The sequence below is a fragment of the Haloferax sp. Atlit-109R genome (assembly GCF_003665865.1).
Taxonomy (GTDB): domain Archaea; phylum Halobacteriota; class Halobacteria; order Halobacteriales; family Haloferacaceae; genus Haloferax; species Haloferax volcanii.
The window spans coordinates 503,675-528,638 of sequence record NZ_QPLO01000002.1; the positions used below are offsets into that span (position 1 = coordinate 503,675).

Genomic DNA, 24,964 nt, shown 5'->3' on the forward strand with positions numbered 1-24,964 from the left:
TTACACCAGTGCGAAGGCGACGAGCGCCAGCGCGGACAGTCCGAGGGCGTACTTCAGCCCGCTGAGGGCGCTGTTGTCGGCCAGTTTTCCGGCGAGGAGCCCACTGCCGACCGCCTGAATCAGCGCGGAGTGGAAGAACACCACGTGGAAGTTCGCCAGCGGCACCGACGAGATGCCGATGGGGAGCGACTGTCCGTTCGACGCCGTCGTGGGCACGGACATCTCGGCGAGGGGGCCGAGGTAGCTCGCGCCGAGCATCAGGATGACGAACAGGTAGACGAAGTACCCGATGACGACGATGGCGATGTACGAGCCCATCGCGCGACGGCGGGACTTCTCCAGTTTGTAGCGGTTGCGGGTGTCCTCCGCGGCGACGCTGAGGACGCGCGAGAGGTCGCCGCTGGTGCGGCCGCCGCTGGCGATGAGCCGGATGACCCGCGAGAGCTGCGGGACGTTGAGCCGGGTGGCGAACGCCATGAGCGCCGCGTGGGCGTCGTGGTTCCAGCGGATGTCGTTGCGGAGCGCGCGGAGTTCGTCCGCGAGCGCGCCGGTCGACCAGCGGGAGACGAGCGCGAGCGACTCGACCAGCGAGATACCCATCTGGTTGGCGCTCGACAGCAGGTTCAGCGTGTCGGGGAAGCGCCGTTCGAGCGTGCGCTCGCGGCGGGTCCGAAGCTCGTGGAACACCGTCAGGGGGACCGCCACGATGGCGAACGGGAGGACGACGTACCAGACCGTCGTGTTGTACGGGTTCGCGAGCATGGCGTCGAGGGTCGGCGTCGCGAGGCCGAGCGCGTAGACGGCGACGACCGACAGGAGCGCGAGGGGAACCGTGGCGACCGCCGAGAGGTACGGCTGGCGGCGCATGATGTCCAGCGGGTCACCGATGAGCGTCCGAAGCTCGTACACCGCGTTTTCGAGGCGGTAGTCGTCGAGTCGCTCGTCGACGAAGCCGCCGTCGGAGGCGATGTCGTCGCTCCCCCAGCGGGCTTCGCGGGCGCGCTGGATTTCGCGGCGCATCGCGCCGAGGAAGTCGACCGCGACCGTCCGAAGCTCTTCGAGGACGGTCACGTCGTGTTTCGTCCGGACCGTGTCCTGCGTGTACGGCGAGGAGAGCACGTCCACGAGGAGCAGGAACAGCCCCATCCCCAGCGGGAAGATGAGGTAGTTCAGCGCGTACAGCTGGACGAGCGTGTCGCCGCCGAGGAAGCTGATGACCATCAGGGTGACGATGAGCAGGAGCGGCGCGGCGACGAACGCGGCGACGAACACCTCCGAGAGCATCGACAGCGTCTCGATGAAGTCCTCCTGTTCGTCGCGGGCCTCTTCGAGGTACGTCGCGGACTCGCGGTCGAGGAAGGCGGTCACGTCGCCGCCGGAGTCGAGGACCGAAAGCAGGTCGTCGAGGAACTGCTCGAAGTTAATCGAGGGCGTCAGGTTCCGCGAGTTGCGGAGCGCCGTGAACAGGTCGTTACCGAACAGGTCCATGTCGCGGGCGATCATCTCGAACTCGCGGGACACCTCGCCGTAGTCGGGCGCGTCGGCGACGGAGCGGATGACTTCGAGGAAGCTCATCCCGCCGTGGCTGAGCGCGTACATGTAGACGATGGCGTGCGGGAGCAGGATGTCGATGCTGCGGCCGCGCATCTCGGCGCGGCTCTTGGGGAGGTAGTACCGGGCGTAGTAGGTCCCGGCGGCCGCTACCCCGCCGACGAGGGCGACGAGGGCCGCGCCGAGGATGGGAACCTTGTAGGGGGCAAGCGGGGCGACGTACCCCGCCGCGACGCCGAGGCTCACGGGGCTCGACGCGTTCGCCAGCACGCCCGTGCGGGCGAGGACGAACGTGAGCGCGAGGCCGACGAGCGAGCCGAACGCCGCGGTGACGAGCGCCAGCTTCATCGACTGGGTGAGATACAGGTCGTAGGTCGTGCCCACGCGGGTCTGGTTCAGCCAGCGCTGGAGGTCGCGGTGGCCCGCCGGGTGGCGCTTGAAGTACGTGCGGACGTAGCCGTAGCGCTGGCGCAGTCGTTCGACCTCCTCGGGCGACTCGTCGAAGTGTTCGCGCGGGAAGTACTGCTCGACCTCGTAGTCGGGCAGGGGGACCGAAGTCGACGAGTCAGCGGGCATCGTCGGCCTCCCGGTCGTCGTCGGTCACGGTCTCGTCAGCGTCGTCGGGGTCGTCGGGCGACGCGTCCGAGGCGTCCGCGACGACAGCGGAATCGGCTTCCGCGTCGTCTGCGCCGGCGTCGGCGTCGTCACCGACGACTTCCCAGTCGGTCCCGACATCGTCGGGGTCATCGGATTCGTCGGCGGCGTCGGGGGTGGCGGCTTCGCTTTCGTCGGCGGCGGGGGCGGCCTCCGCCTCGGCGGCGTCAGCCACCTCATCGTCGTCGGCATCGTCGTCCGAGTCGCCTTCCGCGTCGTCGTCTAACTCGATGTCGAACAGGTCCGCGAGCAGACGTTCGGTTTCGGGCGAGACCTCGATTTCGTCGTCGAAGTCGTCGGCCGCGGCGTCGTTTTCGCCCGCCGCGGGGTCGTCGCTCTCGTCGGCCTCGCCGTTTTCGTCGACAGAGACCAGTGAGGTCTCGGCGTAGACGTGCGCGAGGAGGCCTTCGCGGTCGCGCTCGAAGCGGCGAATCACGGCCGAGACGGTCAGGTAGTCGTCGACGCCCGAGGCGGCGATGTACCGGAGCACGTCGGCGCGAACGTCGAGTTCGTATTTGAGGTCGGCTTTCGTCCAGCCGCGCTCGGCGGCGATTTCGTCGAGGACGACCGAGTCACCGACGCGCTCGTGAGCGTCGTTCTCGGGGTTGCGCTTGAACACGTCGCGGAGTTCGACCTCGCCGTCGTCGTGGACGCCGGCGATTTCGGTGACGGCGATGTTCCGGCGGGTCCGGTCGCCGTCGAGGTGAATCTGCTTTTGGACCGAGATGATGTCGAGGTCCGACAGCATCTGGGCGGGCACGCCGAGCGGTTCATTGCGCATGCGGTGGACCACGCCCTCCGAGGAGTCGGCGTGGAACGTCGTGTACGCGGTGTGGCCCGTGGCGATGGAGTGGAAGAACGTCAGGGCGACGCGCTCTTCCGTGCGAATCTCACCGACCAGCAGGTACTCGGGGCGCTGTCGGAGCGCGGCCTGCAAGAGCGCGTACATCGACACCTCGCCGCGGCCGTCCGCCGTGAACGTGTCGCGGGTGACGGACTGAATCCAGTTGTCGTGCGGGAGGGTGATTTCGCGGGTGTCCTCGATGGAGACGACCTTCGCGTGGCCGGGAACGAAGAAGGACACCGCGTTCATCGAGGTGGTCTTCCCGGAGCCCGTGCCGCCCGCGAAGATGAGCGACCGGTTGTTCTCGATGGCGAGCCAGAAGTACGCCATCTGCTCGACGCTGAAGGTGTTCCAGCGCACGAGGTCGACCGGCGACAGCGGCACGTCCGAGAACTTCCGGATGGTGAAGTTCGACCCGCGGGTGGCCACGTCGGAGCCGAGAGTCAACTGGACGCGGGAGCCGTCCGGGAGGCTCGCGTCCACGAGCGGGTCGGAGACGGTCACTTGCTTGCCCGCGCGTTGCGCGAGGCGGATGGTGAACGACGAGAGGTCGCCGTCGTCGAAGACGACGTTCGTCGGCACGTCCCGGTAGACGCTGTGGAAGACGTAGACGGGCACGTCGTCGCCGTCACAGGAGATGTCTTCGATGCCGGGGTCGCGCATCACGGGGTCGATGCGGCCGAAGTGGATGAAGTCCCGAAGCAGGAAGTAAAACAGCTTCCAGAGCGACCCGTCTTCGACCGTCGCCGCGTGTTCGGAGATGATGTCGCGGGCCTCGTCGTCGAACACGTCCTCGCGGTCGCCGTCGGCGTCGAGGTCGCGGTACAGCAGGCTGTTGCGCAGAATCTTCGTCAGGTCGTCGCGCACGAAGTCCTCGAAGTCGTCGAGGCGCGGTTCGCTCACGTGGTACCGGTGTTCGCGCTTCTCGTGGTCGTACAGGATGGAGACGAACGCGAAGGGCTTGTTCACCCAGTAGTGTTCGACGGTCTCGACGCCCTCGAGGAACGAGAAGTCGAAGAACTGGTCTTCGATGAACGCTTCGGAGGGAGCCGGCGCGAACGCCGTCTCGTCGACTTCAGCGAAGAACGCCTTCACTTCGCGGAGGACGGCCTCCCGGAGCGTCTCCGGGCGGTCGTCGTCCGCCGATTCGTCGACAGCGAGGTCTTCGACGGGGCCGTATTCGATGCGGTCCGACGCGGGGACCGGGAGTTCACTCGCGCGGGCGGCCATCGCCTCCGGCCCGGTCGTGGGGACCAGTTCGGCGGTGCCGGCACCGTCTGCTCGGAACGATTCTTCGCCATCGAGGCGGTCAGTTTGGGAGTTCTTGTCAGGAGACGCCATTCTCTGGAAATACTGAACGGTAGGAACGGCTGTAAGTATGGAGCGACTAGATGTCCGAATTCGGCCGGTTAGGCCGGGACTACCGTTGAATTCGGGGAACTAACTGGTTCGATTTCGGCGGGGCGAGACCGGCTGTCGCCCCCGAGATGACCCGACGACGGCTGGCAATCGAATGACAGTACTGCTCCTCGCGGCCGACAGCACCGGCCGACGCGTCGGCAAGAAACGGTGATATTCATCGAGAGAGGTGTTACCAATGGTCATAGGCCGTCTGCCGGCGGAATTCGCTCCTTCAGCCCCGTCGTGGCCTTGCGATTTCGGTCCTTCCTAGCGGATGGAAACGGGACGAACCTTCAAGAGACGAGGCGTTGTATGTAAGGATGTATTATGGATATTGCTGATATCGCCACTCCTGATTTCATCGAGGTCGACGTTAACGAGCGATTAGGCAAAGTCCGCTCCATCTTCGAGCGGGAAAACCCTAAGGGCATCATCGTTCAGGACGACGGCGAGTACGCGGGCGTCATCGGTGAGAAGCAGCTCATCAACTCGCACGTCGAAGACAACACCAAAGCGGCCGCGCTGACGAAGGCCGTCCCCAAGATAGACCGTCACGAGAACGTGCGCGAGGTCGCGCGCATGCTCGTCGAGGGCGACACGAAGGTCGCGCCGGTCTACGAGGGCGAAAAACAGTACGGCATCATCACGCAGGACGCCATCCTCGAAGCCGTGCTCGACAACCTCGACGCGCTGACCGTCGAGCAGATTTACACCGACGACGTGGTCACCGTCGGCGAGCGCGACCACCTCGGGCAGGCCATCAACCGCCTCCGCGAACACGGCGTCTCGCGGCTGCCGGTCGTCAACGACGAGGGCCGCCTCGAAGGTATCCTGACCACCTACGACCTCGTCGAGTTCATGGTGCGCGACGAGGGTCGGCAGGGAAAACAGGACCGCCGCGGCGACACCGACCGGATGCTTGACCTCCCGGTCTACGACCTGATGACCAGCCCGGCGCGCACGGCGACGCCCGACGAGAGCGTCCGCGACGCGGTCGCGCGCATGCTGGAACACGACATCGCCGGGCTGGTCGTCACGCCCGCCGACGACGACGGCGAGGTGCTCGGCGTCGTGACGAAGACCGACGTGCTCCGCGCGCTCACCTACACCGAAGAAGAGCAGATGGACGTGCAGGTCACGAACATCGGCCTCATCGAGACGCTGAGCCGCGCCGACATCAACTCGGCTATCACCGAGGTCGCGGACAAGTACCAGCGGATGAGCGTGCTCCACGCCCACGTCCGCTTCCACGAGCACAAAGAGAAGCTCCGCGGCACGCCGCTCATCCAGTGCCAGATTCGGCTCCGCACGAGCCACGGCCAACTGGCTGGCAGCGGCGAGGGCTACGGCGCAGAACACGCGTTCCACGTCGCGCTCGACAAGCTCGAACGCAACGTGCTCGAAGTCAAGGGCTTCGAGGCCGACGAGCGCTACCGCGGCCAGCTGCTCCGCAAGCTCAACGAGCTGTAAGCCGTAGCCTCACCGGCACTCACCGGCGCGCCCGAACGGGAACGAGAACGGGAACGGAAATCGAAGACAGGAGCGGGATTCGGCCGGGTCGTCTCCCCGGCCGCGTCGACCCTTTTTCTACACGTCAGTCGCGGAGAGCCCGCGGTCAGTTATCTTGAATGTCGCCGTCTCCCCGGCGGGTTTCGCGCGGTGTTTCTCCAGCGTCGCCCGGCGGTTGCCGCCGCGGAAGCGGTCGAGGCGGACGACGGTCCCCGTCCAGTGTTCGAGGGTGTGGCCGCCGAGCGCGCGCGTCCGGTCGGAGTCGGGGTCGGCGTACACCTGGTTCGTCAGGACGACCGCGAGGTCGTGTTTGCGCGCGAGCGACAGCAGGTGGGTGACCTGCCGGGCCACCCGGCGCAGCGCCTCGCCGCCGTCGCCCTCGGCGGTTCGTTCGAGCCGGTAGAACCCGGTCGCGGAGTCGAGGACGATGAGGTCGGCGCTGGCGGCGAACTCCTCGGCGTCGCGGACGGCCTGCTCTTGGTCCTCGAAGTCGTACGCCTCGCTTATCATCAGCCGCGAGGTCACAGACTCCACGTCCTCGGGGGCGACCGCCTCCGCGAGCTGTTGGAAGCGGTCGACCGACAGGCCCTCGGTGTCGATGTAGACGACGGTGCCGCCCGCGGCGGCGACCCGGACCGCCGCCGAGAGCGCGACGTTCGTCTTGCCGGCCGCGGAGGGACCGTACACCTGCGTGACGGTGCCGCGTTCGAACCCGCCGTCGAGGAGGTCGTCGAGCGCGTCACAGCCGGTGGAGACTGACTCTGTCACGTCAGGAGGTGAGTGCCACCGGCCGAAAAAGACCCCGGTCCACCCCGGTCGTCGCCGGGCCGCCGCCGGCGCGTTCCGGCATCGCGCGGTCACCGAGTCGACGCCGGCTCCCGACCGCCGCGAGCACCTCGCGCACAACGCTTTATTCGTCGCCGTCGCCAAGAGGCCCCCGTGATAGTCGTCGCCACCGCGGACTTCGACCTCTACCACGAGGCCGTGTCCGAACTCCGGAGCCGAGGTGTCACGTTTACGACCGTCGAGCCGGGCGACTCGCTTCCCGAGCGGGCGCGCGTCCTCCTCACCGGCCCGGACGACGACCTCGACGGCACGGGCTCCGACGGGAACGTGACCCGCGTGACCGCCACGGGCGACGACGTGCGCCGGGCCGTCGACGAGGCGCTTGCCAGCCTCCGCGGCGACGGCGGACAGACCGTCGTCGGCGTCGACCCCGGAACGAGACCGGGCATCGCGGTCCTCTCGGGCGAGACGGTCGTCGCCGCGTTCCACGTCCCGCTTGCGGACGCCGTCGACGTCATCCGAGAGGAGACCGACGACGCGGTCGACCCCGTGGTCCGCATCGGCGACGGCGCGCGCTTACAGGGCGCGAAGCTCATCAACGAACTCGACGGCGTCGCGGTCGAACTCGTCGACGAGACCGGGACGACGCCGTACCTCGGCAGCGGCGCGCGCGGCATGGGCGACGTGCTCGCCGCGGTGAACATCGCCCGCCGGGACGGCGAGCGCATCGAATCCCGCGAGATAGAGCCGACCGAGGGCGAACTGACGCGCATCAAGGCGCGCTCCCGGGAGGCATCCGAAGACAACCGCACCATCGACGAGGACCTCGCGCGGCGCGTCGCCGGCGGCGAACTGAGCATCGACGAGGCGCTGGACGAACACCGCTCGCGCGAGGAATGAGCGTCCGCGGCGGCGGTTTCGACGCCGTTAACGGCCGCCTAACGGTCCGCTACGAGACCCAGAGAGTCCCCTGAGAGTTCGAGTGGTCGGCGGAAAAGAACGCTGTTAACCCGACTCTCGGTTTATGAGGCGCGCCGCGTCGGGTTCATAGCTACGTTCCACCGGCTTCTGACGCCACCGCGTCGACGGCGCGGCGCATGATTTCACGGACGGGAACCCCGGTCTCGTTCGCCACCGCGAGCGCGTCGTCGTACTCGGCGCTTCGGTCGTAGACGACGCCGTCGGCGTCGCTGGCGACCTTCACGCTCACCTCGTAGTCGTCGCCGTCGATGTCGAGCGTCGCCGTCTCGAACTCGCGGCGGGCGGTCCAGCGGTGGCCCGCGCCGTGCTCGCGGATGCCGAGCGTGCCGGTCTCGACCGCGAGGCGGTACGCGACGCGCTCGGCGTCTTCCGGCTTGACGACGACCTTGACGAGGTGGCCGGGGCGGGACTTCTTCATCGTCGTCGGGACGATGGTCACGTCGCGCGCGCCGGCGTCTTTCAGGGTCGCTTGGAGGCCGCCGAGGACTTCGGGCGGCGCGTCGTCGAGGTTCGTTTCGAGGACGGTAATCTCGTCGCGGACGAGCCGCGAGCCGCCGTCGCCGACGACCGCGCGGAGGACGTTCGGGTGGTCGGGGAACTCCCAGCCGCCGGCCCCGTAGCCCGACGACTCGACCGACATCGACGGGAGCGTCTCGACGCCCTCGGCGAGGTGCGCGAGGATGGCCGCGCCCGTGGGGGTGAGCAGTTCGGCCTCGACGGGGCCGCCGCGGACCGACCAGTCGGCCGCCGCGGTGATGTTGACCACGGCGGGCGCGGGGACCGGGTAGGTTCCGTGGCTCATCTCGGTTTCGCCGCCGCCGACGGCGACCGGACCGGTGACGACGCGGTCGACGCCGAGGTCGTCGAGGAGGAGACAGACCCCGACCACGTCGGCGACGGCGTCGTCCGCGCCGACCTCGTGGAAGTGCGTCGCGTCGAGGTTCGTGCCGTGGACCTCGGCCTCGGCCTCGCCGAGCACGCGGAAGATGGCCGTCGCGTCCGCGACGACGCCCGGCGGGAGATTCATCGACTCGACGAGGTCGACGACCTCGGGGTAGATCCGGTGCGGGCCGTGACCCTCGGCGTGGGCGTGGTCGTCGTGGGAGTGGTGGTGTTTGTGGTCGTCGTGAGAATGCGGGTGACTGTGGTCGTGGCCCTGCGACTGTCCGTGGCTGTCGTCGCCGTCGTGGTGAGTCTGCTCCTCGTCGTGAGCGTGGTCGTGGTGGTGGTACTGGTGCTGATGGCTGTGTTCGGCGTCGTCGCCGTCGCCACCGTCGTCGGAGTCTGCTCCGTCGTCGCCGTCGGCGCGCAGGCGTCGGTGGTCGTCGCCGTGACCCTCGCCGCGGGGGTCGCCCCCGTCGGCCTCCGCGAGGAGCACGTCCACCTTGGTCGCGAGGATACCGTTTTTGTCGACCTCGTGGACGCGGTAGGTCACGTCGAGGGCGTCTTCGACGGGCGAGAGGACCGACGGGTCAGCGCCGGCGGCGACGAGCGCGCCGAGGAGCATATCGCCGCTGGCACCCATCCGGCCGTCGAACGCGAGGAGTCGCATGCGTAAACCGTGGTGTTCGAGCGTAAAAACGCCAGCCATCGACGCGCCGTTCCCTGTCCAGTCGGCAGGGATTAGTAGCCGCCCGCCCTACGGTGTGCTAGGCTGTAACCACGAGAGGACGCTGCCTCGGGCCGACCGGGGAAGGACTTATCCGATGGCCTCTCACAGGTATCAGCATCCCCGCGAGGTAATCATGAACGAAGTCCAACTCGAAGTGGCGAAAGCGTACCCGAACGACTCGGGGCGCGGTATCGCCCGTCTTGATCCGGACACCTTGCTCCATCTCAAGCTCTCGCCGGGAGACATCATCGAGATCGAGGGAGGAAAAACGACCGCCGCGAAGGTGTGGCGGGCAGACCGGCAGGACTGGAACACGGATACGGTCCGCATCGACGGGTTCACGCGGCAGAACGCCGACGTGGGCATCGGTGAACGGGTCACTATCCGCAAAGCAGAGGCTACGAAGGCCGACAAACTCGTGCTCGCGCCGCCGGAGGAGGCGAGCGTGCAGTTCGGGTCCGACGCGGCCGGCATGGTCAAACGGCAGATTCTCAAGCGACCCGTGGTCGAACGCGACATCGTCCCGGTGATGTCGAGTACGAACCATCCGTTTATGCGGTCGCCCGGACAGGCGATTCCGCTCATCGCCGTCGAGACGAAACCCGAGGGCGTCGTCCTCGTCACCGAGGACACCGACGTGGAGCTCCGCGAGGAGCCCATCTCCGGCTTCGAGAAGGCCGGCGGCGGCATCACCTACGAGGACATCGGCGGGCTGACCAACGAGATTCAGCGCGTCCGCGAGATGGTCGAACTGCCGATGAAGCACCCCCAGATATTCAAGAAGCTGGGCATCGAGCCCCCGCAGGGGGTGTTGCTCCACGGGCCGCCGGGCACCGGGAAGACGCTTCTCGCCCGCGCGGTCGCCAACGAGACCTCGGCGAGTTTCTTCTCTATCGCAGGGCCGGAAATCATCTCGAAGTACTACGGCGAGTCCGAACAACAGCTCCGCGAGATATTCGAGGACGCCAAAGAGGAGTCCCCGAGCATCATCTTCATCGACGAGCTCGACTCCATCGCGCCCAAGCGCGAGGACGTGACCGGCGAGGTCGAACGCCGGGTCGTCGCCCAACTACTGACGATGATGGACGGGCTGGAAGCCCGCGGACAGGTCATCGTCATCGCGGCGACGAACCGCGTCGACTCGGTGGACCCCGCGCTCCGCCGTCCCGGTCGGTTCGACCGCGAAATCGAAATCGGCGTTCCGGACGAGGAGGGTCGCAAGGAAATCCTCCAGATTCACACCCGCGGGATGCCGCTTTCGGACGACGTGGACCTCGACGACCTCGCCGACGACACCCACGGCTTCGTCGGCGCGGACATCGAGGCGCTGACCAAGGAGGCCGCGATGAAGGCGCTGCGGCGCTACCTCCCCGAAATCGACCTCGACAGGGAGGACATCCCCCCGAGTCTCATCGACCGCATGGTCGTCAAGAACGACGACTTCGGCGGCGCGCTCGGTGAGGTCGAACCCTCGGCGATGCGCGAGGTGCTCGTCGAGATTCCGAAGGTGACGTGGAACGACGTGGGCGGGCTCGAAGGGCCCAAACAGAAGGTCCAAGAGAGCGTCGAGTGGCCGCTGACGACCCCCGAGAAGTTCCAGCGGATGGGTATCGAGGCTCCGAAAGGCGTGCTCCTCTACGGGCCGCCCGGCACGGGCAAGACCCTGATAGCGAAGGCCGTCGCCAACGAGACGAACGCGAACTTCATCTCGGTGCGTGGCCCGCAGCTGCTGTCGAAGTGGGTCGGTGAGTCGGAGAAGGCGATTCGGCAGACGTTCCGCAAGGCGCGGCAGGTCTCCCCGACCATCATCTTCTTCGACGAGCTCGACGCGCTCGCCCCGGCCCGCGGCAACGACATGGGCAACAACGTCTCCGAGCGCGTCGTCAACCAGCTCCTGACGGAGTTAGACGGCCTCGAAGACGCGGGCAACGTCATGGTCATCGCGGCGACCAACCGCCCGGACATGATCGACCCCGCGCTCATCCGCTCGGGCCGGTTCGACCGCCTCGTGCTCATCGGCCAGCCCGAAGAGGAGGGCCGCGAGCAGATTCTCGACATCCACACGCAGCAGAGTCCGCTCGCGCCGGACGTGAGCCTCCGCGAAATCGCGGAGATAACCGACGGCTACGTCGGCTCCGACCTCGAATCCATCTGCCGCGAGGCGGCCATCGAGGCGCTCCGCGAGGACTCCGACGCCGAGGAAATCGAGATGCGCCACTTCCGCAAGGCGATGGAGTCGGTCCGCCCGACCATCACCGAGGAACTGATGCGCTACTACGAGGACATCCAAGACCAGTTCAAAGGCGGCTCCCGCGAGGGGCTGTCGCCCGACACCCGCGACGGCGGCCGCATCGGCTTCCAGTAAGCCCGACGGCCGGCGTTCTGCGGTCGTGTTGTTCTCGCAATTTTCGAAGAAGACGGTGAAGACAGCGACGCGTCGGCGTGAGACGCCCGCTCAGAACAGCAGCGAGTCGTCGTTGTCTATCATGTAGAGCGTCCGCGCCGCGACGTTGACGGCGTGGTCGCCGATGCGTTCGAGGTCGCGCACCGTCAGCAGGAGTCGGCGCACGTCGACGAGGGCGGTCTCGGGGTCGAGGTCGCCGTCGCCCTCGAAGTCGTCGCCGCTCATGAGGTCGCGGACGATGCTCTGGGAGGCGGTGTCGCACATCGCGTCGAGGTCGTCGTCGCGCTCCGCCACGGAGCGACAGAGGTCGGTGTCCTCGGACTCGTAGGCGTCCAGCGCCTGGTCGACCATGTCGAGGGCGGCGTCGCCGATGCGGCGGATGTCGACTTCCGCGTACACGTCGTTTTCGGCGTCGATGGCGTACTGCGCGAGGTTGGTCGCGAGGTCCCCGATGCGTTCGAGGTCGGTGATGATTTTGAACGACGCCGCGATGAACCGCAGGTCGCCCGCGACCGGCTGTTGGAGCGCGAGCAGGTCGATGCAGTCCTGTTCCAAGTCGAGGTAGATGCGGTTGATTTCGTGGTCGCCCTCGATGACTTCCTGTGCCTTCCGCTCGTCTTTGTCTTCGAGCGCGTCGAGGGCGTACCGGACCCGTTCGGCGGCGAGTTCGCTGAGGTACAACACGTCCTCTTCGAGCTGATTGAGGCGAGATTGGTACGTGTTTCTGGCCATACGTGACGTTCCGACAGGCGAAGTGAAATTCCTTGTGATGGTTTCGGTGGCCGCGCCGCCGATACCACCCGAACGACCGTGTCGGATGCGCGGCGGCGGGACGCGGCCGTCGCTCCGCGGGTACGAATCGAACGTCGCACAGAAGCGACCCGAGGGTCGGGCGAGCGCCGGTGAGCGCCGGTGAGCGCCGGCGACGGAGTTATCCGAACTTGCCGGTGATGTAGTCTTCGACGCGCTGGCTCTCGGGGTTCTCGAAGATTTTCTGGGTGTCGTCGAACTCGACGAGTTCGCCGCCGGTGAGGAAGACGGCGGTCTTGTCGGAGATGCGCGCCGCCTGCTGCATGTTGTGGGTGACGATGACGACCGTGTAGTCCTCGGCGAGCTCCTCGACGAGGTCTTCGATTTGCGAGGTCGCCACGGGGTCGAGCGCCGACGCGGGCTCGTCCATGAGCAGCACCTCGGGGTCGGTCGCGATGGCGCGGGCGATACAGAGGCGCTGTTGTTGGCCGCCGGAGAGGTCGAGTCCGGACTCGTGGAGGCGGTCTTTCACCTCGTCCCAGAGGGCGGCGCGCTTGAGCGACTCCTCGACGACCGCGTCGTAGTCGGCGTCGATGCCCTGAATCTTCAGGCCGTAGACGACGTTCTCGTAGATGCTCTTGGGGAACGGGTTCGGCTTCTGGAACACCATGCCGACGCGGCGGCGGAGGGCGACGGGGTCGACGTCGTCGTCGTAGACGTTCTTCCCGCGGAGCGTGAGTCGGCCCTCGACGCGGGCGACGTCGATGAGGTCGTTCATGCGGTTGATACAGCGGAGGAACGTGGACTTCCCGCAGCCGGAGGGTCCAATCATGGCGGTCACGCTGTTTTCGGGGATGTCCATCGTGATGTCGGTGAGCGCGTGGTCGTCGCCGTACCAGACGTTGATGTCCTCGGAGCTGATGACCGTCTCGACCCCTTGGCTCACCGAGTTCCCCGACGCAGAGAGCCCGTCGCTCACGTCGGTTTCGACGAGCATCTCGTCGTTCGTCGGGTCCTCTGTTCCGTTCATGGCTTGCTGTTCTCCCTCGGGTGCTTTGTCTCTTTGGCTCATTGGTGGTGTTCAGGATTCACTTTCGAACTTGTTGCGCAGGACGATGGCGATGGAGTTCATGGCGAGGAGGACCGCCAGGAGGACCACGACGCCCGCCGGGACGGCTTTCGTGTAGAAGTCCTCGCTGGCGAACAGGCTGGACCACGCGTACACCTGCAGGGGCATCGCGCTCACCTTCGAGGTGAGCTCCGTCGGCAGGTTGAAAAGCACGTTCGGCGCGCCGATCATGATGAGCGGCGCGGTCTCGCCGATGGCTCGGCCGAGCGCGAGGATGGTCCCGGTCAGGATGCCGGGGAACGCCTCCGGGAGGACGACGTTCTTCACGGTCTGCCAGCGCGTCGCGCCCATGCCGTAGGACGCCTGCCGCATATCGCTGGGGACCGCGCGAATCGCCTCGCGCGAGGAGATGATGACGATGGGCAGGATGAGGAGTGCGAGCGTCGCGCCGCCGATGAGGACCGTCCCCGTCGGCTGGCCGAGGTAGGTGACGAACACGCCGAGCCCGAGCAGGCCGTAGACGACCGAGGGGACGCCGGCGAGGTTCGAGATGTTCACGTCGATGAATCGGGTGAAGGCGTTGTCGGGGGCGTACTCTTCGAGGTACACCGCCGCGCCGACGCCGAGCGGGAACGAGAGGGCGGCGACCGTCGCCATCAGCAGGATGGAGCCGCCGATGGCCGGGTAGAGACCCGCGTTCTCGGCGGTTCCGCTGTGGGCGCTCGTGAGGAACTGCCAGTCGACCCACGACTGCGGGCCGGCGAAGCCGAGCACGTCGACCGCGACCGCGCCGACGAGCGAGCCGCCGACGACGACGGCCGCGAGCAGGAGGCCGATTCGCTCCCGTTCGCGGGTGACCGCCGCGCCGCCGGCGTACGCCAGCGTGGGAACGAACGCGACCGACGTGACGACGGCGGCGGCGTTGGCGTCGACGCCGAGCGTCGGGCCGACGACGGCCGCGAGGCCGGTCAAGAGGAGCGCGGACGCGCCCGCGGCGAGGCCCGCGGTGGTGTCCTCACGGATGCGGGCGACGTACTGGCCGACGGCGACCGCGGCCACGCCGCCGAGGACGAGCGTCAGAATCACCCAGTCGGCGGGGACCACGGGAAGTTGGCGGACGATTTCGGGAATACTGTGGAAGTAGCCCGGCACGCCGACGAGCGAGAGGACGAACGCGGCCCCGGTCGCGGCGACGCGGAGGGTGAAGGAAATCCGCTGTTCGTACTTCGTCAGGACGACGACGAGCGCCGCCGGGACGAGGAGGCCGACGACGTACGAGAGGCCGGTCAGCGGCGGAACGATGTCGACGAAGACGATGGCGACGCCCCCGCTGAACAGCAGGAACACCGCGAGCATCCCGACGACCATGCCGCCGAGTTTGAGCGCCGGCACGTTCCGGCGCGCGAGATAGCCGCCGACGACCGCGGCGGGGACGACGAGCGTCAGGAAGAAGGTGAGATGCCAGCCGGGGTCGGCGGTGAGCGGGCGAATCGCGTCGTTGGCGACGTAGACGAGGAGGACCGCGAGCGTGACGATGCCGAACATCGTCGCGGCCAACAGCAGATACCGGAAGACGGTCCCGGTGGTTCGGCTGACCTGTCCGAAGCCGTCGATGTAGCCGGAGTCGGTGTCGGTCGCCATCTCAGTATGCCTCCCGGTAGCGCCGCGAGACGTAGTCGCTGATGACGTTCATGACGAGCGTGATGACGAACAGCACGAGGCCGATGGCGAACAGGCTGCGGTAGGCCAGCCCGCCGCCGGTGATGTCACCGGTGAGAAGCTGGACCATGGCGGCGGTCATCGGCAGCGCGCCTTCGAGATACGACGCGGGGTTGAGCGGGTTGAGGAACTTCGCCTGCGCGCCCGCGGCGACGGTGACGGCCATCGTCTCGCCGATGGCGCGAGAGAGCGCGAGGATGAACGAGGAGAAGATGCCGGACAGCGCGGCGGGGACGACGATGCCGGTGGACACGTCGAACTTCGTCGCGCCCATGCCGTAGCCCGCCTGCCGGAGTTCGTCGGGGACGGCGGACATCGCGTCCTCGCTGATAGAGGCGACCATCGGGATAATCATGATGCCGACGACGATGCTCGCAGACAGCATGTTGAACGTCCCGATGCTGGGGAAGACGACTTCCAGCGCCGGGGTGATGTAGATGAGCGCGAAGAAGCCGTAGACGACGGTCGGGACGCCGGCGAGGATCTCCAGTGCCGGCTTGAGGACCGACCGAGCCTGCGCGCTCGCGTACTCGCTGAGGTAGATGGCGGTGGCGACGCCGAGCGGGAGCGCGATGATGGCCGACCCGATAGTGACCATCAGCGTCGAAGACACGAGCGCCAGCACGCCGAACTCTTGGCTGTGTATCTGCCACGTGGTTCCGGTGAGGAAGTCGACGATAGAGGCCGTCTCCCCCGCGACACCCATCAGCGGGGCCGTCAGCGTGAAGAACTTGGCCGCCTCCGTGATGAGGAGTCCGACGATACTGAGGGTCGTCACGACGGACAACGCCGCGCACAGGAAGAAGAACGACCGCGTCAGTAGCTCACGCGGCGCGTTCTCCGTGTTCCGCGTGAGGTCGGTTTCGAGGTCATCTGTGCTCATTGGTTGGATTGAATCGTGGTGTATGAAAAAGCGCTTCGTTAGCTGATTCTGTCGAGAAAGCGGCTAGTTGGCTTCCTCGATGGCCGCGTTGAGGGTGTCGAGCATCTCCTGTTGCTCGTCTTCGCCCAGCGGGACGTAGCCGACCTCGTCGGCGACGATTTCGCGACTGGTGGAGTTCTCCATCCAGTAGCGGGCGAACTCGGCGACGTGGTCCTCCGCGAGCGACTCGCGGGCGGGGTAGGTAAACAGCGGGCGGGAGAGGGGGTTGTACTCGCCGGACAGCGCCGTGTCGAGCGACGGCTCGACGAACTCGCCGGCGTCGTTCTCGATGGCGACCGCCTGCACGGCGTCGGTGTTCTCGCTGTAATACGCGAAGCCGAGGTAGCCAATCGCGTATTCGGAGCCTTCGACGCCCTGGATGATAGTGCGGTCCTGCTCGGTCGCGGAGTAGTCCTGACGGTGGCCCGGGCCCTCCTCCCCGATGATGGCCTCGATGAAGTAGTCGTAGGTACCGGAGGCGTCGGTGGGACCGTAAATCTCGATTTCCTCGTCGGGCCACTCGGAGTTGACGTCCGACCACGTCGTCGGCGTCGACTCGGCCGAGAAGATGGTTTGGAGCTGTTCGACGGTGAGCCCCTCGCCGAGGAAGTCGTTGTCGTTGTTGACGATGACGGTCAGCGCGTCGGTTGCGACCTTGAGTTCGACGGGCGTCACGTCGTTGTCCTCGCACTGCGTCTCTTCTTCGCCCTTGATGGGGCGCGAGGCGTTGTTGAAGTCGGTCTGCCCCGTACAGAAGTAGTTCGCGAAGCCGCCACCGGAGCCGGTGGACTGGAGGTTGATGTTGACCTCCGAATGCTCACTCTGGAAGCGCTCGCCCATCGCGGTTGCGAGCGGGAACACCGTCGAGGAACCGGCGATGTCGATGGTTCCGGAGAGCTCGTTGCTCCCGTCGCCCGACGAGTCCGTTCCCTCGGAGTCGCCGCCGGAGCCACCGTCGGAGCTCCCGCCCTCGCCGCCGGTGTTGTTCTCGGTACATCCGGCGAGTCCCGCGAGACCGGTCGCGCCCGAGGCAATCAGGAACTTACGCCGCGAAAGAACGCTGTCCGAGTTACGCGTCATCGATTTTGAGGAGCCGATTTTTCCGTAAATACCCTGCTATGACGACTATATAGTGGTACGTTCCGGTATGTCCCCAATGAATGCTAACGTGTGACAAGAACGGAGTGAAATCGGCAGAAACAGCCGATTGCCCCATTCATGGCCGTCTCGTGCGCGAACTTTCTCCGATGTGTCAGAAAAATCGGGGCGTTCAGGGCGACGGACGCGGCGCAAAATGACTACTGAGTGAGCGGCAGTTCGCGCTCGAATCGGCACGAGTCACGTTCGGTTGCGCTCATCACATAAGAACGAACTTCGATATATAGATATAGACAGTTTTATTGTGGATTGAGAACCACCCACGGACATGGTCGAAACCCGAAAGGTGCAGGTGACGGGCGGTTCCACCTACACCGTCTCGATTCCCAAAGACTGGGCGACGGACAACGGCGTCTCGGCGGGGAGCGAAGTCGAGTTCTATCCGGAGGGCGACTCGCTGTTCTTGACGCCCCGTTCCGAGGAGGAACGCACCGAGGGAACCCTCGATATCGCGACCCTCGAAGGCGACGAACTCACGCGCGCCGTCATGACGATGTACGTGAGCGGGTTCGACATCATCGCGCTGGAGAGTTCGCGCATCACGACCGACCAGCGCCGGACCATCCGCGAGGCGACCCAGAGTCTCGTCGGGCTCGAAGTGCTCGAAGAGACGCGCGACCGGGTCGTCATCCGCGACCTGCTCGACTCCTCCGAGCTTTCCATCCACAACGCGGTCACTCGGATGCGACTCATCGCGCTTTCGATGCTCGAAGACGCCATCGCGGCCATCGCCGAGCAGGACGACGACATGGCCCGCGACGTCATCCAGCGCGACGACGACGTCGACCGCCTCTGGATGGTCGTCTCCCGCATCTTCCGGGCGACGCTCCGGACCCCGAAGGCCGCAGAAGAGCTCGGCCTCCCCCGCGAAATCTGCTTCGACTACCAGTCCGCCGCCCGGCAACTGGAGCGCATCGGTGACCACGCGACCAAAATCGCCCACCTCTCGTTGAACTTCGAGGAGCCCGTCGACGGCGAAATCGTCGAGGCGATTCAGGAGCTGTTCAAGGACACCGAGAGCGTCGTCAACGGCGGGATGGACGCGCTGTTCGCCGAGGAGAGCGACGAGGCGAGCCGCCTCGCCAACGAGTCCCGCGAGGCCGTCCAGGCCATCGACGCCAGCGCCCGCGGCATCGACGAACTCCTCCGTGACCTCGACCCGGCGCGCGCGCAACTGCTCGGCCTCATCGTCGACTCCGTCTCGCGGAGCGCCGACTACGGCGGCAACATCGCCGAAACGGCGCTCCAGAAGGCCGCGCCGACGCCCTGACCGGCCGACCCGCCGCGTCGGCCCGCCGGTCGGTTCGTCGCACGATTCGATTCGGTACCGTCCAGTTCCGTGTTCGACTTCGACCAATCGCGCCCGCGAGCGACGGCCGCGCGGCTCGCGGGAGTAAAACAGTCGAGCCGCGCCGAAACGACGACGCGGGGAGAGAGAGTTACTCGTCGTCGACGACGACGGCGTTGACCTGTCCGTCCTGACCGGGGCGGGAGGTGACGCGGGCGCGACCGGCGCTCGTGTCGATGATGGAGCCCTTCGTGATGATGTTCCGGCGGGCGTAGTTGACGTTCGACGGGTTGTCGACGACGCCTTCGATGTCGGCCTGCGTCACGTCGGCACCGTCTGCGACCTGCGCGACGTTCGTCGAGAGCGCGCGGAGCTTCTCGTTGTTGCCGCGGGAGTCGATAATCTGGAACCGGGGCTCGCCGACCGTCGTGGCGGCGGGTTCGCGGCCCAGCTGGTATCGCTTCTTGTTTCGGGACGGCTTGCGCCGACCGCCGGTCCGCTTCCGCTTGGAGCGTCCTTGGTCCTTCATACGGGGTAAAAACCTCGGTGACTACTTGAATCGCTCGAATCGGTGCTCGGCGGAGACGGGTGCCACCACGTCGCTCGGGGGCGGAGGCAACACAAACCGTTTAGTTCGCCCGCGCCCGCCGTCGAAGCGATGAGTCTCGACGTCACCGTCGCCGTCCCCTTCCAGCAACACGGCTCGACCCGCCTCGGCGAGGGCGAGTTCGTCGTCGCCCTGTCGCTCGACCGCGACTGGTTCTCCCCGGACCAGGCCAAGCGCCTCATCGACCTCGCGGCGGGCCGCGGCCTCGTCGAACGCGACGACGGCGAGGTCGTCGCGACGTTCGACCCCGCCGACGTACAGATTCCCGAGGAGTTCGAACCCGACGCCGCCGTCCTCCGCGAGCAGTCGGCGTTCGAGCAGATTCTCGACGCCTGCGTCGCCGCCGGCGTCGAAAAGCAGGCCGCCGTCGCCGGCATCAACGAGCGGCAGTCGCGCCTCGGCATCACCGCCGAGGCCGCCGCGGTCCTCTTCGCGCGCTCGAACGACGTGAACGTCGACGACGCAGCCGCGAAAGCAAAGCGCTCGCTGGCGGAGTAGGTCACATTTTCCGCGCTCGTCTTCCCCCGCCGCGAAGCGACACCCCGAAACCGCCCGGGCGCGAACGACCGGCATGGTCGTCGATTCGCTCTCCGACGGGACACGCATCGCCCAACTGCTCGCCTCGGAGGTCACGGGCCACGAGGACGCCTTCTCGGTTCTCTCCGTCGTCGATTCCGACCCCGACGTGGAACCGACCGACGACGGCGCGCTCGCCTACGCGGTCGCCGCCGACGACGAACGCGTCGCCGAGGTGTACGTCCAACCGGACCGCGCCCGCGTCGAGTTCCTCGCCCACCCCGACGTGACCGCCGAGGCCGCCTCCGAGGCGGGGCTTCGCGTGCGCCCGAAGGCGGTCCGCCCGCCGCGAACGCTTGTGTTCGTCGAGGACGGCGCGCAGGTGAAGTGGACGCTCCCGGCGTTCCGCGCGCTGGTCGCGGCGCTCGACGCCGGGGAACGAGAGGAAGACGAAGGATAGACGCTCTCGCGCGACCGGTTCAGAGGTCCGCGAGGAGCTTCGGAAGCTCGGCCGGCAAGTCGTCGTGGTGGATATGTGCGATTGCTCGCGGGTCGGGGTCGTCACAGCCGTCGCCGAGCACCTGCACCGGACGCAGCCCGGCGTCGTGCGCGCCGGCGATGTCGTGGTGGACGCTGTCACCGACGTAGACGGTCTCGTCGGGGGCGGTTCCGAGGTCGTCGAGCAGGGCTTCGAACGCCCGCTCGTCCGGCTTGCCGGCGGGGAGCGCGCCCGTCACGAGCGCCGTGTCGAAGTGGTCGCGCCAGCCGAGTTTGTCGATTTTCGCTTCCTGGGCGACGACCGGCCCGTTGGTGAGGAGGCCGACGCGGTAGGTCGTCCGCAGGCCGGCGAGCATCGCCTCTACGCCCTCGACGGGGACGACCGCGTCGGTGATTCGCTCTCTGTACGCCGTCGCGACGCGCTCCGGGTCGACGGGAGAGCCGTGCTCGTCGAGGAGCGTCTCGAAGATGGGCGCGCGGGTCTCGCGCGTGAGATTCTCTTGGTGTGCCCGGAGATACGCCTCTCGGGTCAGCGGGGGCGCGCCCGCCGCCGCCGCCGCCTCCGAGAGAATCGTCTCGCGGTCCCGCGTCGGCACCGCGAGTGTGTAGTCGAGGTCGAACCCGACCGCGCTGACAGACATCGTCGGTGAAGCGTTGGCAACGGAGCGGTATGAGCGTGCCGGGACCTGTCGAGGGGACGAGTCGTCGCGCGCCGGCTCGCACCGGCCCCGTCGCGGCGACACCCACCGACGACGACAACCACTATACTCGTCGGCGACGACGCCGAGATATGACCCTCGACCCCGTCCACGTGGACGACATCGCGTCCATGGCGAGTTCCATCGCTGACTCGGTCGACGACGCCGACTACGACGACCTCGCGCGGACGGTCTGGGAGTCGTGGCTCGACCCCCTCGAATCGCCCGACGGGGGACTCCCAATCGTCGAGCCGCTCGGCGAAAAACAGCTCCACGCCGCCGATATCGACGACGTGGCGCTCACGGAGTCGCCGTTTCCGACCGTCCACGGCCTCGACTCGGGGACCATCAACCCGACGACGTTCAAAAACGGGCTCGTCCTCGACGTGGCCCACGCCGCGATGGCCGCCGAGCCGTCGAACCTCGACCTCCACCGCCACCGCTCTATCGTCATGGCGGCGCACACCCACGACCCGGTCCAGTTTTTCGACACCGACGAGTGGCTCCACTCCGACGAGGGCTACGGCCGCCGGCGCGTCCTGAGCGTCCCGCGGGTCAACCGCTACGCCGAGGGGGTCGTCCACGCGCTCGCGCTCTACCTCGCCGAGAGCGCCCACGCGCTCGAACACGCCGACGCCGTCTCCGACTTGCTCATCCTCGACGGGCCGGTGTATCCGAAGGAACTCCTGAACTGGCGCGACCGCGACGCCGAACTGAAGGACCTCGCGCGGGACGCCAAACCGAAGGCCGTCGTGGAGAACTACGTCCGCCTCGTCGAGCGCTTCGTCGAGCGCGACGTGCCCCTCGCCGGCTTCGTGAAAAATCCGGGCGCGAAACACGTCGTCCGCACGGTCAGGAAACAGCTCGACGGGAGCGACGCCGGCCGGCGGCCGTGGGTGGACGACGCCGCCTTCTTCGTCAGCCTGCTCGAACGCCGCGAGGGAGCCGACGGCGACGAGCGCCGCACCGACGAACTCACGTTCACGAGCTGGTTCGTCTCCCGCGGCGGCTCGGACCGCCAGCTGAGCGCCGAGGGCGAGGCGTTCGGCATCGAGCGGAAGCTCGACCCCGAGGCGTACGCGGTGACGTTCTTCGTGCTGTACGACCCCCGAACCGACGTGTGCTACCGGGTCGAAGCGCCCTACGCGTTCACGAAGGACCCCGACCGCCGCGCCGACCTGATGCACCACGTCGTCCGCGACGTGGCCGCCACGCGCGGGCCGCCGCTTGCGGTCGAGAAGGCGGACGAACTCGCGCGGGTGAGCGTCGGTGAGAAGGCGGCGCTCAGGCGCAAACTCTCCGATAAGCTCGATTCGGACCAGATGAAAAGCTACGATAACATCCGCTGGGTCGACGCCGACGAGTGAGTCTCGGGGCGTCGCCCGCGCGGCAGACCGGAATCGCATCGGGGCGCGCGCCCGACTCAGCGCGCCCTAGTGCGACGCGTCGCCCTCGGGAGAGCCTTCGTCGGCGGAGCGGTCCGTCGGGACCGGCTGTTCGGCCTCCGGCGTCCCCTCCTCTTCGGGCCTGACGACCTCGACCCGCACCTCGTCGGCCGGGACGCCGACCCGCGCGAACTGCGTCCTGACGTGTTCTTTCGCGGCCGACAGCGCCTGCTCGCGGGTGTCGAAGCCGCGGGGAAGCGGCGTGTCGAAGGCGACGCGAATCGTCCGCCCGTCGATTTCGGTCTCCGAGCCGCCGCTTTCGACCTCGTAGAACTCGTCGCAGACCCAGACGTAGGGCGCGTCCTCGTCCGGCGCGCCGCGGTAGGTCGGCGCTTGCTCCCCCCGTTCGAATATCGTCCCGGTGAGTGCCGTGCCGCCGCCGTGACCGCGGACCAATAACATAGCCGGGCTAGGTTCGCGAGACGGAAAAGTCGCACGCGACGCCCCGACTCCGCATCAGGCGGCACCCCGAGGCCGCCAGACCGCGCGCCGCCGCCGACGCGTGGCTTTTTACTCGCCGCCCGCAAGCGTTGGAACATGACCGACTTGGGGGATTTCAGCGACTTCGACGGCGACGACCCCGACAGTTCGTCCGATGCGGGTGGCGACGAGCAGGCGGGGTCCGCCGCCGGGAACGGGCGCTCGGCGCGGGCCGACCCCGTCTCGGAAACCGAGAGCGCGACCGCCGCGAGTTCGGCCGACGGCGACGGCGTCGATGCCGACCGCGACGACGACAGTTCGACGGGTGTGACCGGTGGGGCCGGCGCGACCGACGACGGGGACGATCTCCAGTTCGACGACTACGACGCCGACCCCGTCGGCGACGAGCGGGGCCTCGGTGCGATTGCGGTCTCGCAGGGCCTCCGCGTGTCGGAGGACTCGGACCGGACGGCGCTCCGGGCGTTCGTGACCGCGGGCAACCGCGAGCGCGTCCGCCTCGGGAAGTATCTGGTCGTCCCCTACCCCGACGACGAACTGCTGTTCTGCCGCATCGTCGGGCTGGAGTACGCCCAGGAGTTCCAGGCCGACGACGCGACGGAGATTCACGCCCGCCGGGCGATGCGCCGCCCCGCAGACGAGTTCGAGGAGCGCGATTTCAAATTCATGGCCGAACTCGAACCCATCGCCGTGCTGTTTTCCGACGACGGCGACCTCAAGCGCCGGATGGTCGACCGCGTGCCGAAACCGCAGGCGACGGTCGGTGAGGCCACCGACGCGACCCAGATTAAGACCGGCCTGAAGATTCCCGAGGCGGGCGTCTTCCTCGGCCACCTCTCGGTCGGCGGCGAGAAGGTCCGGACCGCGGCCCGGCCGCCGACTATCGACTACCGGCTGAAAGACGACTACACCGACGGCGACCCGCTCGTGTTCCGCCACACGCTCGTCGCCGGCGGCACCGGGTCGGGGAAGACCCACGCCTCGAAGAACATCCTGCGGCAGTATCTCTCCGAAGAGCGGAGCTACGAGATGGACGACGGCCGCGAGGTCCAGACCGCAGTCGTCCAGTTCGACCCGCAGGACGAGTACGCCCAGATGCACGACGACAACCCCGACATGGACGACGAGACGGCCCGGCGCTACGAGCGCGAGGGCGTCGCCCACGGCGGCCACGACGACACCGTCGCGCTCGTCCCCAAGATGGCCGGGTCGTCGTACCCGGGCGCGAACCACCGCGCCGAGCAGTTGGAGTTCACCGTCCCCTTCTCGATGGCGCGGGACCTCCCGTGGCTCGTCGCCGGCAGCAGCCTCAACGACAACCAGTACTCGGCGCTCACCGAGCTCCTGAACCGCTTTTTCCGGGACTACGGCGACGCGGGGACGTACAAGCAGTTCCTCCAGTACCTCGACGACCCGGCGCTGAAAGAGGAGCTTCACGAGTCGGGGCGGGTCCACGAGGCCACCTTCGACGCGGTGAAGCGCCGAGTTCGCGGCGTCCCCAGCGGCGTGTTCGACCAGGACGCCCGGCCGATAACCGAACTCGACCACCAGCTCGTCCGCCCCGGCGGGCTGACGGTCGTGCCGACCTACCACCTCTCGTCGAGTCGGGCGAAAGAACTGTTCGTCCTCGCGGTGTCGGCGCTGCTCATCGACGATAAGCTCTCGAACGACCCGTCGAGCGACCGCATCAAGGAGACGCCGGTCGTCCTCGGGATGGACGAGGCGCACAACTTCCTCACCGACGCCGATTCGGTGCAGGCGCAGAAAGTCATCCAGAAGTTCACCGAGGCGGCCAAGCAGGGCCGCAAGGAGCGCCTCGGCCTGTTTCTCATCACGCAGGACCCACAGGACATCGCCGACCCGGTGTTCAAGCAGGTGAACACGAAAGTCGTGCTCAACCTCGGCGACGAGGACGCCATCAAGAGCGTCAACATCCCGCCGAACCTCGAAGACAAGGTGCCGTACATGGAGAAGGGCCAGATGGTCGTCTACTCGCCCGACAACTCCGACCCCGTCGAACTGACGGGGCTTTCGACCTGCGTGACGCGACACGGCGACTGAGCGCCCGCAGCGCGGCGCGGCGGGCGGATTTTTAGCCCGCGCCCGAGTAGGCC

The 24,964-nt window shown here is 67.3% G+C and carries 20 protein-coding genes; 8 read left to right on the plus strand and 12 right to left on the minus strand.

The window, feature by feature from the left end; all coding sequences use genetic code 11:
• Together DVK03_RS11240 and DVK03_RS11245 are read right to left on the minus strand one after the other, a co-directional pair.
• Entirely contained in the window at window positions 1-2,127 is a 2,127-nt protein-coding gene (locus DVK03_RS11240; protein ID WP_115802971.1) for a type II secretion system F family protein, read from the minus strand.
• On the minus strand, window positions 2,117-4,390 hold the full coding sequence (locus tag DVK03_RS11245) for a type II/IV secretion system ATPase subunit (protein ID WP_115802972.1): 2,274 nt from the start codon (window positions 4,388-4,390) through the stop codon (window positions 2,117-2,119). Before DVK03_RS11245 ends, DVK03_RS11240 begins: the two co-directional genes overlap by 11 nt.
• 387 nt (window positions 4,391-4,777) lie before the next feature.
• On the opposite strand from DVK03_RS11245, the gene DVK03_RS11250 reads away from it, so the two are divergent.
• A complete protein-coding gene (locus DVK03_RS11250) occupies window positions 4,778-5,920 on the plus strand; it encodes a CBS domain-containing protein (RefSeq protein ID WP_004042273.1) in 1,143 nt (380 codons plus the stop codon).
• 117 nt (window positions 5,921-6,037) lie between these two features.
• Here the strand turns inward: DVK03_RS11250 and radB are convergent, their stop codons facing one another.
• The gene (gene radB, locus DVK03_RS11255; protein ID WP_004042272.1) at window positions 6,038-6,727 is read right to left on the minus strand and encodes a DNA repair and recombination protein RadB; all 690 of its coding nucleotides are present in this window, start codon (window positions 6,725-6,727) and stop codon (window positions 6,038-6,040) included.
• Between the two features lie 171 nt (window positions 6,728-6,898).
• Here radB and DVK03_RS11260 point away from each other — a divergent pair, with 171 nt between their 5' ends.
• On the plus strand, window positions 6,899-7,645 hold the full coding sequence (locus DVK03_RS11260) for a hypothetical protein (RefSeq protein WP_115802973.1): 747 nt from the start codon (window positions 6,899-6,901) through the stop codon (window positions 7,643-7,645).
• 151 nt (window positions 7,646-7,796) lie between these two features.
• Here the strand turns inward: DVK03_RS11260 and larC are convergent, their stop codons facing one another.
• Complete coding sequence (gene larC / locus DVK03_RS11265; RefSeq protein WP_115802974.1) at window positions 7,797-9,278, minus strand: nickel pincer cofactor biosynthesis protein LarC; 1,482 nt, start codon at window positions 9,276-9,278, stop codon at window positions 7,797-7,799.
• 193 nt (window positions 9,279-9,471) lie between these two features.
• Between larC and DVK03_RS11270 the strand changes: the two genes are divergently transcribed.
• Window positions 9,472-11,703 (plus strand): CDC48 family AAA ATPase, encoded by a 2,232-nt coding sequence (locus DVK03_RS11270; RefSeq protein WP_004042269.1) that lies wholly within the window; start codon window positions 9,472-9,474, stop codon window positions 11,701-11,703.
• 90 nt (window positions 11,704-11,793) lie between these two features.
• Here the strand turns inward: DVK03_RS11270 and phoU are convergent, their stop codons facing one another.
• The 5 genes from phoU to DVK03_RS11295 all read right to left on the minus strand — a co-directional run bounded on the left by phoU (window position 11,794) and on the right by DVK03_RS11295 (window position 17,282).
• A complete protein-coding gene (phoU, locus tag DVK03_RS11275) occupies window positions 11,794-12,474 on the minus strand; it encodes a phosphate signaling complex protein PhoU (protein ID WP_004062587.1) in 681 nt (226 codons plus the stop codon).
• Between the two features lie 199 nt (window positions 12,475-12,673).
• Window positions 12,674-13,522 carry a phosphate ABC transporter ATP-binding protein PstB gene (gene pstB / locus DVK03_RS11280; RefSeq protein ID WP_004042267.1) on the minus strand — a complete coding sequence of 283 codons (849 nt, stop codon included), beginning with the start codon at window positions 13,520-13,522 and terminating at the stop codon, window positions 12,674-12,676.
• Window positions 13,523-13,573: 51 nt separating this feature from the next.
• The gene (pstA, locus tag DVK03_RS11285) at window positions 13,574-15,202 is read right to left on the minus strand and encodes a phosphate ABC transporter permease PstA (RefSeq protein WP_115802975.1); all 1,629 of its coding nucleotides are present in this window, start codon (window positions 15,200-15,202) and stop codon (window positions 13,574-13,576) included.
• 1 nt (window position 15,203) lies between these two features.
• Window positions 15,204-16,163: a phosphate ABC transporter permease subunit PstC gene (gene pstC / locus DVK03_RS11290; RefSeq protein WP_004062589.1), complete on the minus strand. Its 960-nt coding sequence runs from the start codon at window positions 16,161-16,163 to the stop codon at window positions 15,204-15,206.
• Window positions 16,164-16,226: 63 nt separating this feature from the next.
• Entirely contained in the window at window positions 16,227-17,282 is a 1,056-nt protein-coding gene (locus DVK03_RS11295; RefSeq protein WP_115802976.1) for a PstS family phosphate ABC transporter substrate-binding protein, read from the minus strand.
• 346 nt (window positions 17,283-17,628) lie between these two features.
• On the opposite strand from DVK03_RS11295, the gene DVK03_RS11300 reads away from it, so the two are divergent.
• On the plus strand, window positions 17,629-18,630 hold the full coding sequence (locus tag DVK03_RS11300) for a phosphate uptake regulator PhoU (RefSeq protein WP_004062591.1): 1,002 nt from the start codon (window positions 17,629-17,631) through the stop codon (window positions 18,628-18,630).
• A 169-nt stretch (window positions 18,631-18,799) separates the two neighbouring features.
• Here DVK03_RS11300 and DVK03_RS11305 read toward each other — a convergent pair whose 3' ends face one another.
• On the minus strand, window positions 18,800-19,177 hold the full coding sequence (locus DVK03_RS11305; RefSeq protein ID WP_004042262.1) for a 30S ribosomal protein S8e: 378 nt from the start codon (window positions 19,175-19,177) through the stop codon (window positions 18,800-18,802).
• 129 nt (window positions 19,178-19,306) lie between these two features.
• On the opposite strand from DVK03_RS11305, the gene DVK03_RS11310 reads away from it, so the two are divergent.
• Together DVK03_RS11310 and DVK03_RS11315 are read left to right on the plus strand one after the other, a co-directional pair.
• On the plus strand, window positions 19,307-19,753 hold the full coding sequence (locus DVK03_RS11310; protein ID WP_004062592.1) for a DUF2240 family protein: 447 nt from the start codon (window positions 19,307-19,309) through the stop codon (window positions 19,751-19,753).
• Between the two features lie 73 nt (window positions 19,754-19,826).
• Window positions 19,827-20,231: a hypothetical protein gene (locus tag DVK03_RS11315; RefSeq protein ID WP_115802977.1), complete on the plus strand. Its 405-nt coding sequence runs from the start codon at window positions 19,827-19,829 to the stop codon at window positions 20,229-20,231.
• Window positions 20,232-20,250: 19 nt separating this feature from the next.
• Here DVK03_RS11315 and DVK03_RS11320 read toward each other — a convergent pair whose 3' ends face one another.
• The gene (locus tag DVK03_RS11320) at window positions 20,251-20,910 is read right to left on the minus strand and encodes an HAD family hydrolase (RefSeq protein ID WP_004062594.1); all 660 of its coding nucleotides are present in this window, start codon (window positions 20,908-20,910) and stop codon (window positions 20,251-20,253) included.
• A 149-nt stretch (window positions 20,911-21,059) separates the two neighbouring features.
• Here DVK03_RS11320 and DVK03_RS11325 point away from each other — a divergent pair, with 149 nt between their 5' ends.
• Window positions 21,060-22,334, plus strand: coding sequence for a DNA double-strand break repair nuclease NurA (locus tag DVK03_RS11325; protein ID WP_004042258.1), 1,275 nt, complete (start codon window positions 21,060-21,062; stop codon window positions 22,332-22,334).
• A gap of 66 nt (window positions 22,335-22,400) precedes the next feature.
• On the opposite strand, the gene DVK03_RS11330 is transcribed toward DVK03_RS11325, so the two are convergent.
• The gene (locus DVK03_RS11330; RefSeq protein ID WP_115802978.1) at window positions 22,401-22,814 is read right to left on the minus strand and encodes a hypothetical protein; all 414 of its coding nucleotides are present in this window, start codon (window positions 22,812-22,814) and stop codon (window positions 22,401-22,403) included.
• A 135-nt stretch (window positions 22,815-22,949) separates the two neighbouring features.
• Between DVK03_RS11330 and DVK03_RS11335 the strand changes: the two genes are divergently transcribed.
• Window positions 22,950-24,911, plus strand: a complete 1,962-nt coding sequence (locus DVK03_RS11335) for an ATP-binding protein (protein WP_008605489.1) — start codon at window positions 22,950-22,952, stop codon at window positions 24,909-24,911.
• Window positions 24,912-24,964 lie beyond the last annotated feature (53 nt).

What these genes read in the sequence shown, in the direction of transcription:
- DVK03_RS11240 (WP_115802971.1), bottom strand. Translation starts at nt 2,127, where the DNA reads ATGCCCGCTGACTCGTCGACTTCGGTCCCCCTGCCCGACTACGAGGTC.
- DVK03_RS11245 (WP_115802972.1), bottom strand. Translation starts at nt 4,390, where the DNA reads ATGGCGTCTCCTGACAAGAACTCCCAAACTGACCGCCTCGATGGCGAA.
- DVK03_RS11250 (WP_004042273.1), top strand. Translation starts at nt 4,778, where the DNA reads ATGGATATTGCTGATATCGCCACTCCTGATTTCATCGAGGTCGACGTT.
- larC (WP_115802974.1), bottom strand. Translation starts at nt 9,278, where the DNA reads ATGCGACTCCTCGCGTTCGACGGCCGGATGGGTGCCAGCGGCGATATG.
- DVK03_RS11270 (WP_004042269.1), top strand. Translation starts at nt 9,472, where the DNA reads ATGAACGAAGTCCAACTCGAAGTGGCGAAAGCGTACCCGAACGACTCG.
- phoU (WP_004062587.1), bottom strand. Translation starts at nt 12,474, where the DNA reads ATGGCCAGAAACACGTACCAATCTCGCCTCAATCAGCTCGAAGAGGAC.
- pstB (WP_004042267.1), bottom strand. Translation starts at nt 13,522, where the DNA reads ATGAACGGAACAGAGGACCCGACGAACGACGAGATGCTCGTCGAAACC.
- pstA (WP_115802975.1), bottom strand. Translation starts at nt 15,202, where the DNA reads ATGGCGACCGACACCGACTCCGGCTACATCGACGGCTTCGGACAGGTC.
- pstC (WP_004062589.1), bottom strand. Translation starts at nt 16,163, where the DNA reads ATGAGCACAGATGACCTCGAAACCGACCTCACGCGGAACACGGAGAAC.
- DVK03_RS11295 (WP_115802976.1), bottom strand. Translation starts at nt 17,282, where the DNA reads ATGACGCGTAACTCGGACAGCGTTCTTTCGCGGCGTAAGTTCCTGATT.
- DVK03_RS11300 (WP_004062591.1), top strand. Translation starts at nt 17,629, where the DNA reads ATGGTCGAAACCCGAAAGGTGCAGGTGACGGGCGGTTCCACCTACACC.
- DVK03_RS11305 (WP_004042262.1), bottom strand. Translation starts at nt 19,177, where the DNA reads ATGAAGGACCAAGGACGCTCCAAGCGGAAGCGGACCGGCGGTCGGCGC.
- DVK03_RS11310 (WP_004062592.1), top strand. Translation starts at nt 19,307, where the DNA reads ATGAGTCTCGACGTCACCGTCGCCGTCCCCTTCCAGCAACACGGCTCG.
- DVK03_RS11315 (WP_115802977.1), top strand. Translation starts at nt 19,827, where the DNA reads ATGGTCGTCGATTCGCTCTCCGACGGGACACGCATCGCCCAACTGCTC.
- DVK03_RS11320 (WP_004062594.1), bottom strand. Translation starts at nt 20,910, where the DNA reads ATGTCTGTCAGCGCGGTCGGGTTCGACCTCGACTACACACTCGCGGTG.
- DVK03_RS11325 (WP_004042258.1), top strand. Translation starts at nt 21,060, where the DNA reads ATGACCCTCGACCCCGTCCACGTGGACGACATCGCGTCCATGGCGAGT.
- DVK03_RS11330 (WP_115802978.1), bottom strand. Translation starts at nt 22,814, where the DNA reads ATGTTATTGGTCCGCGGTCACGGCGGCGGCACGGCACTCACCGGGACG.
- DVK03_RS11335 (WP_008605489.1), top strand. Translation starts at nt 22,950, where the DNA reads ATGACCGACTTGGGGGATTTCAGCGACTTCGACGGCGACGACCCCGAC.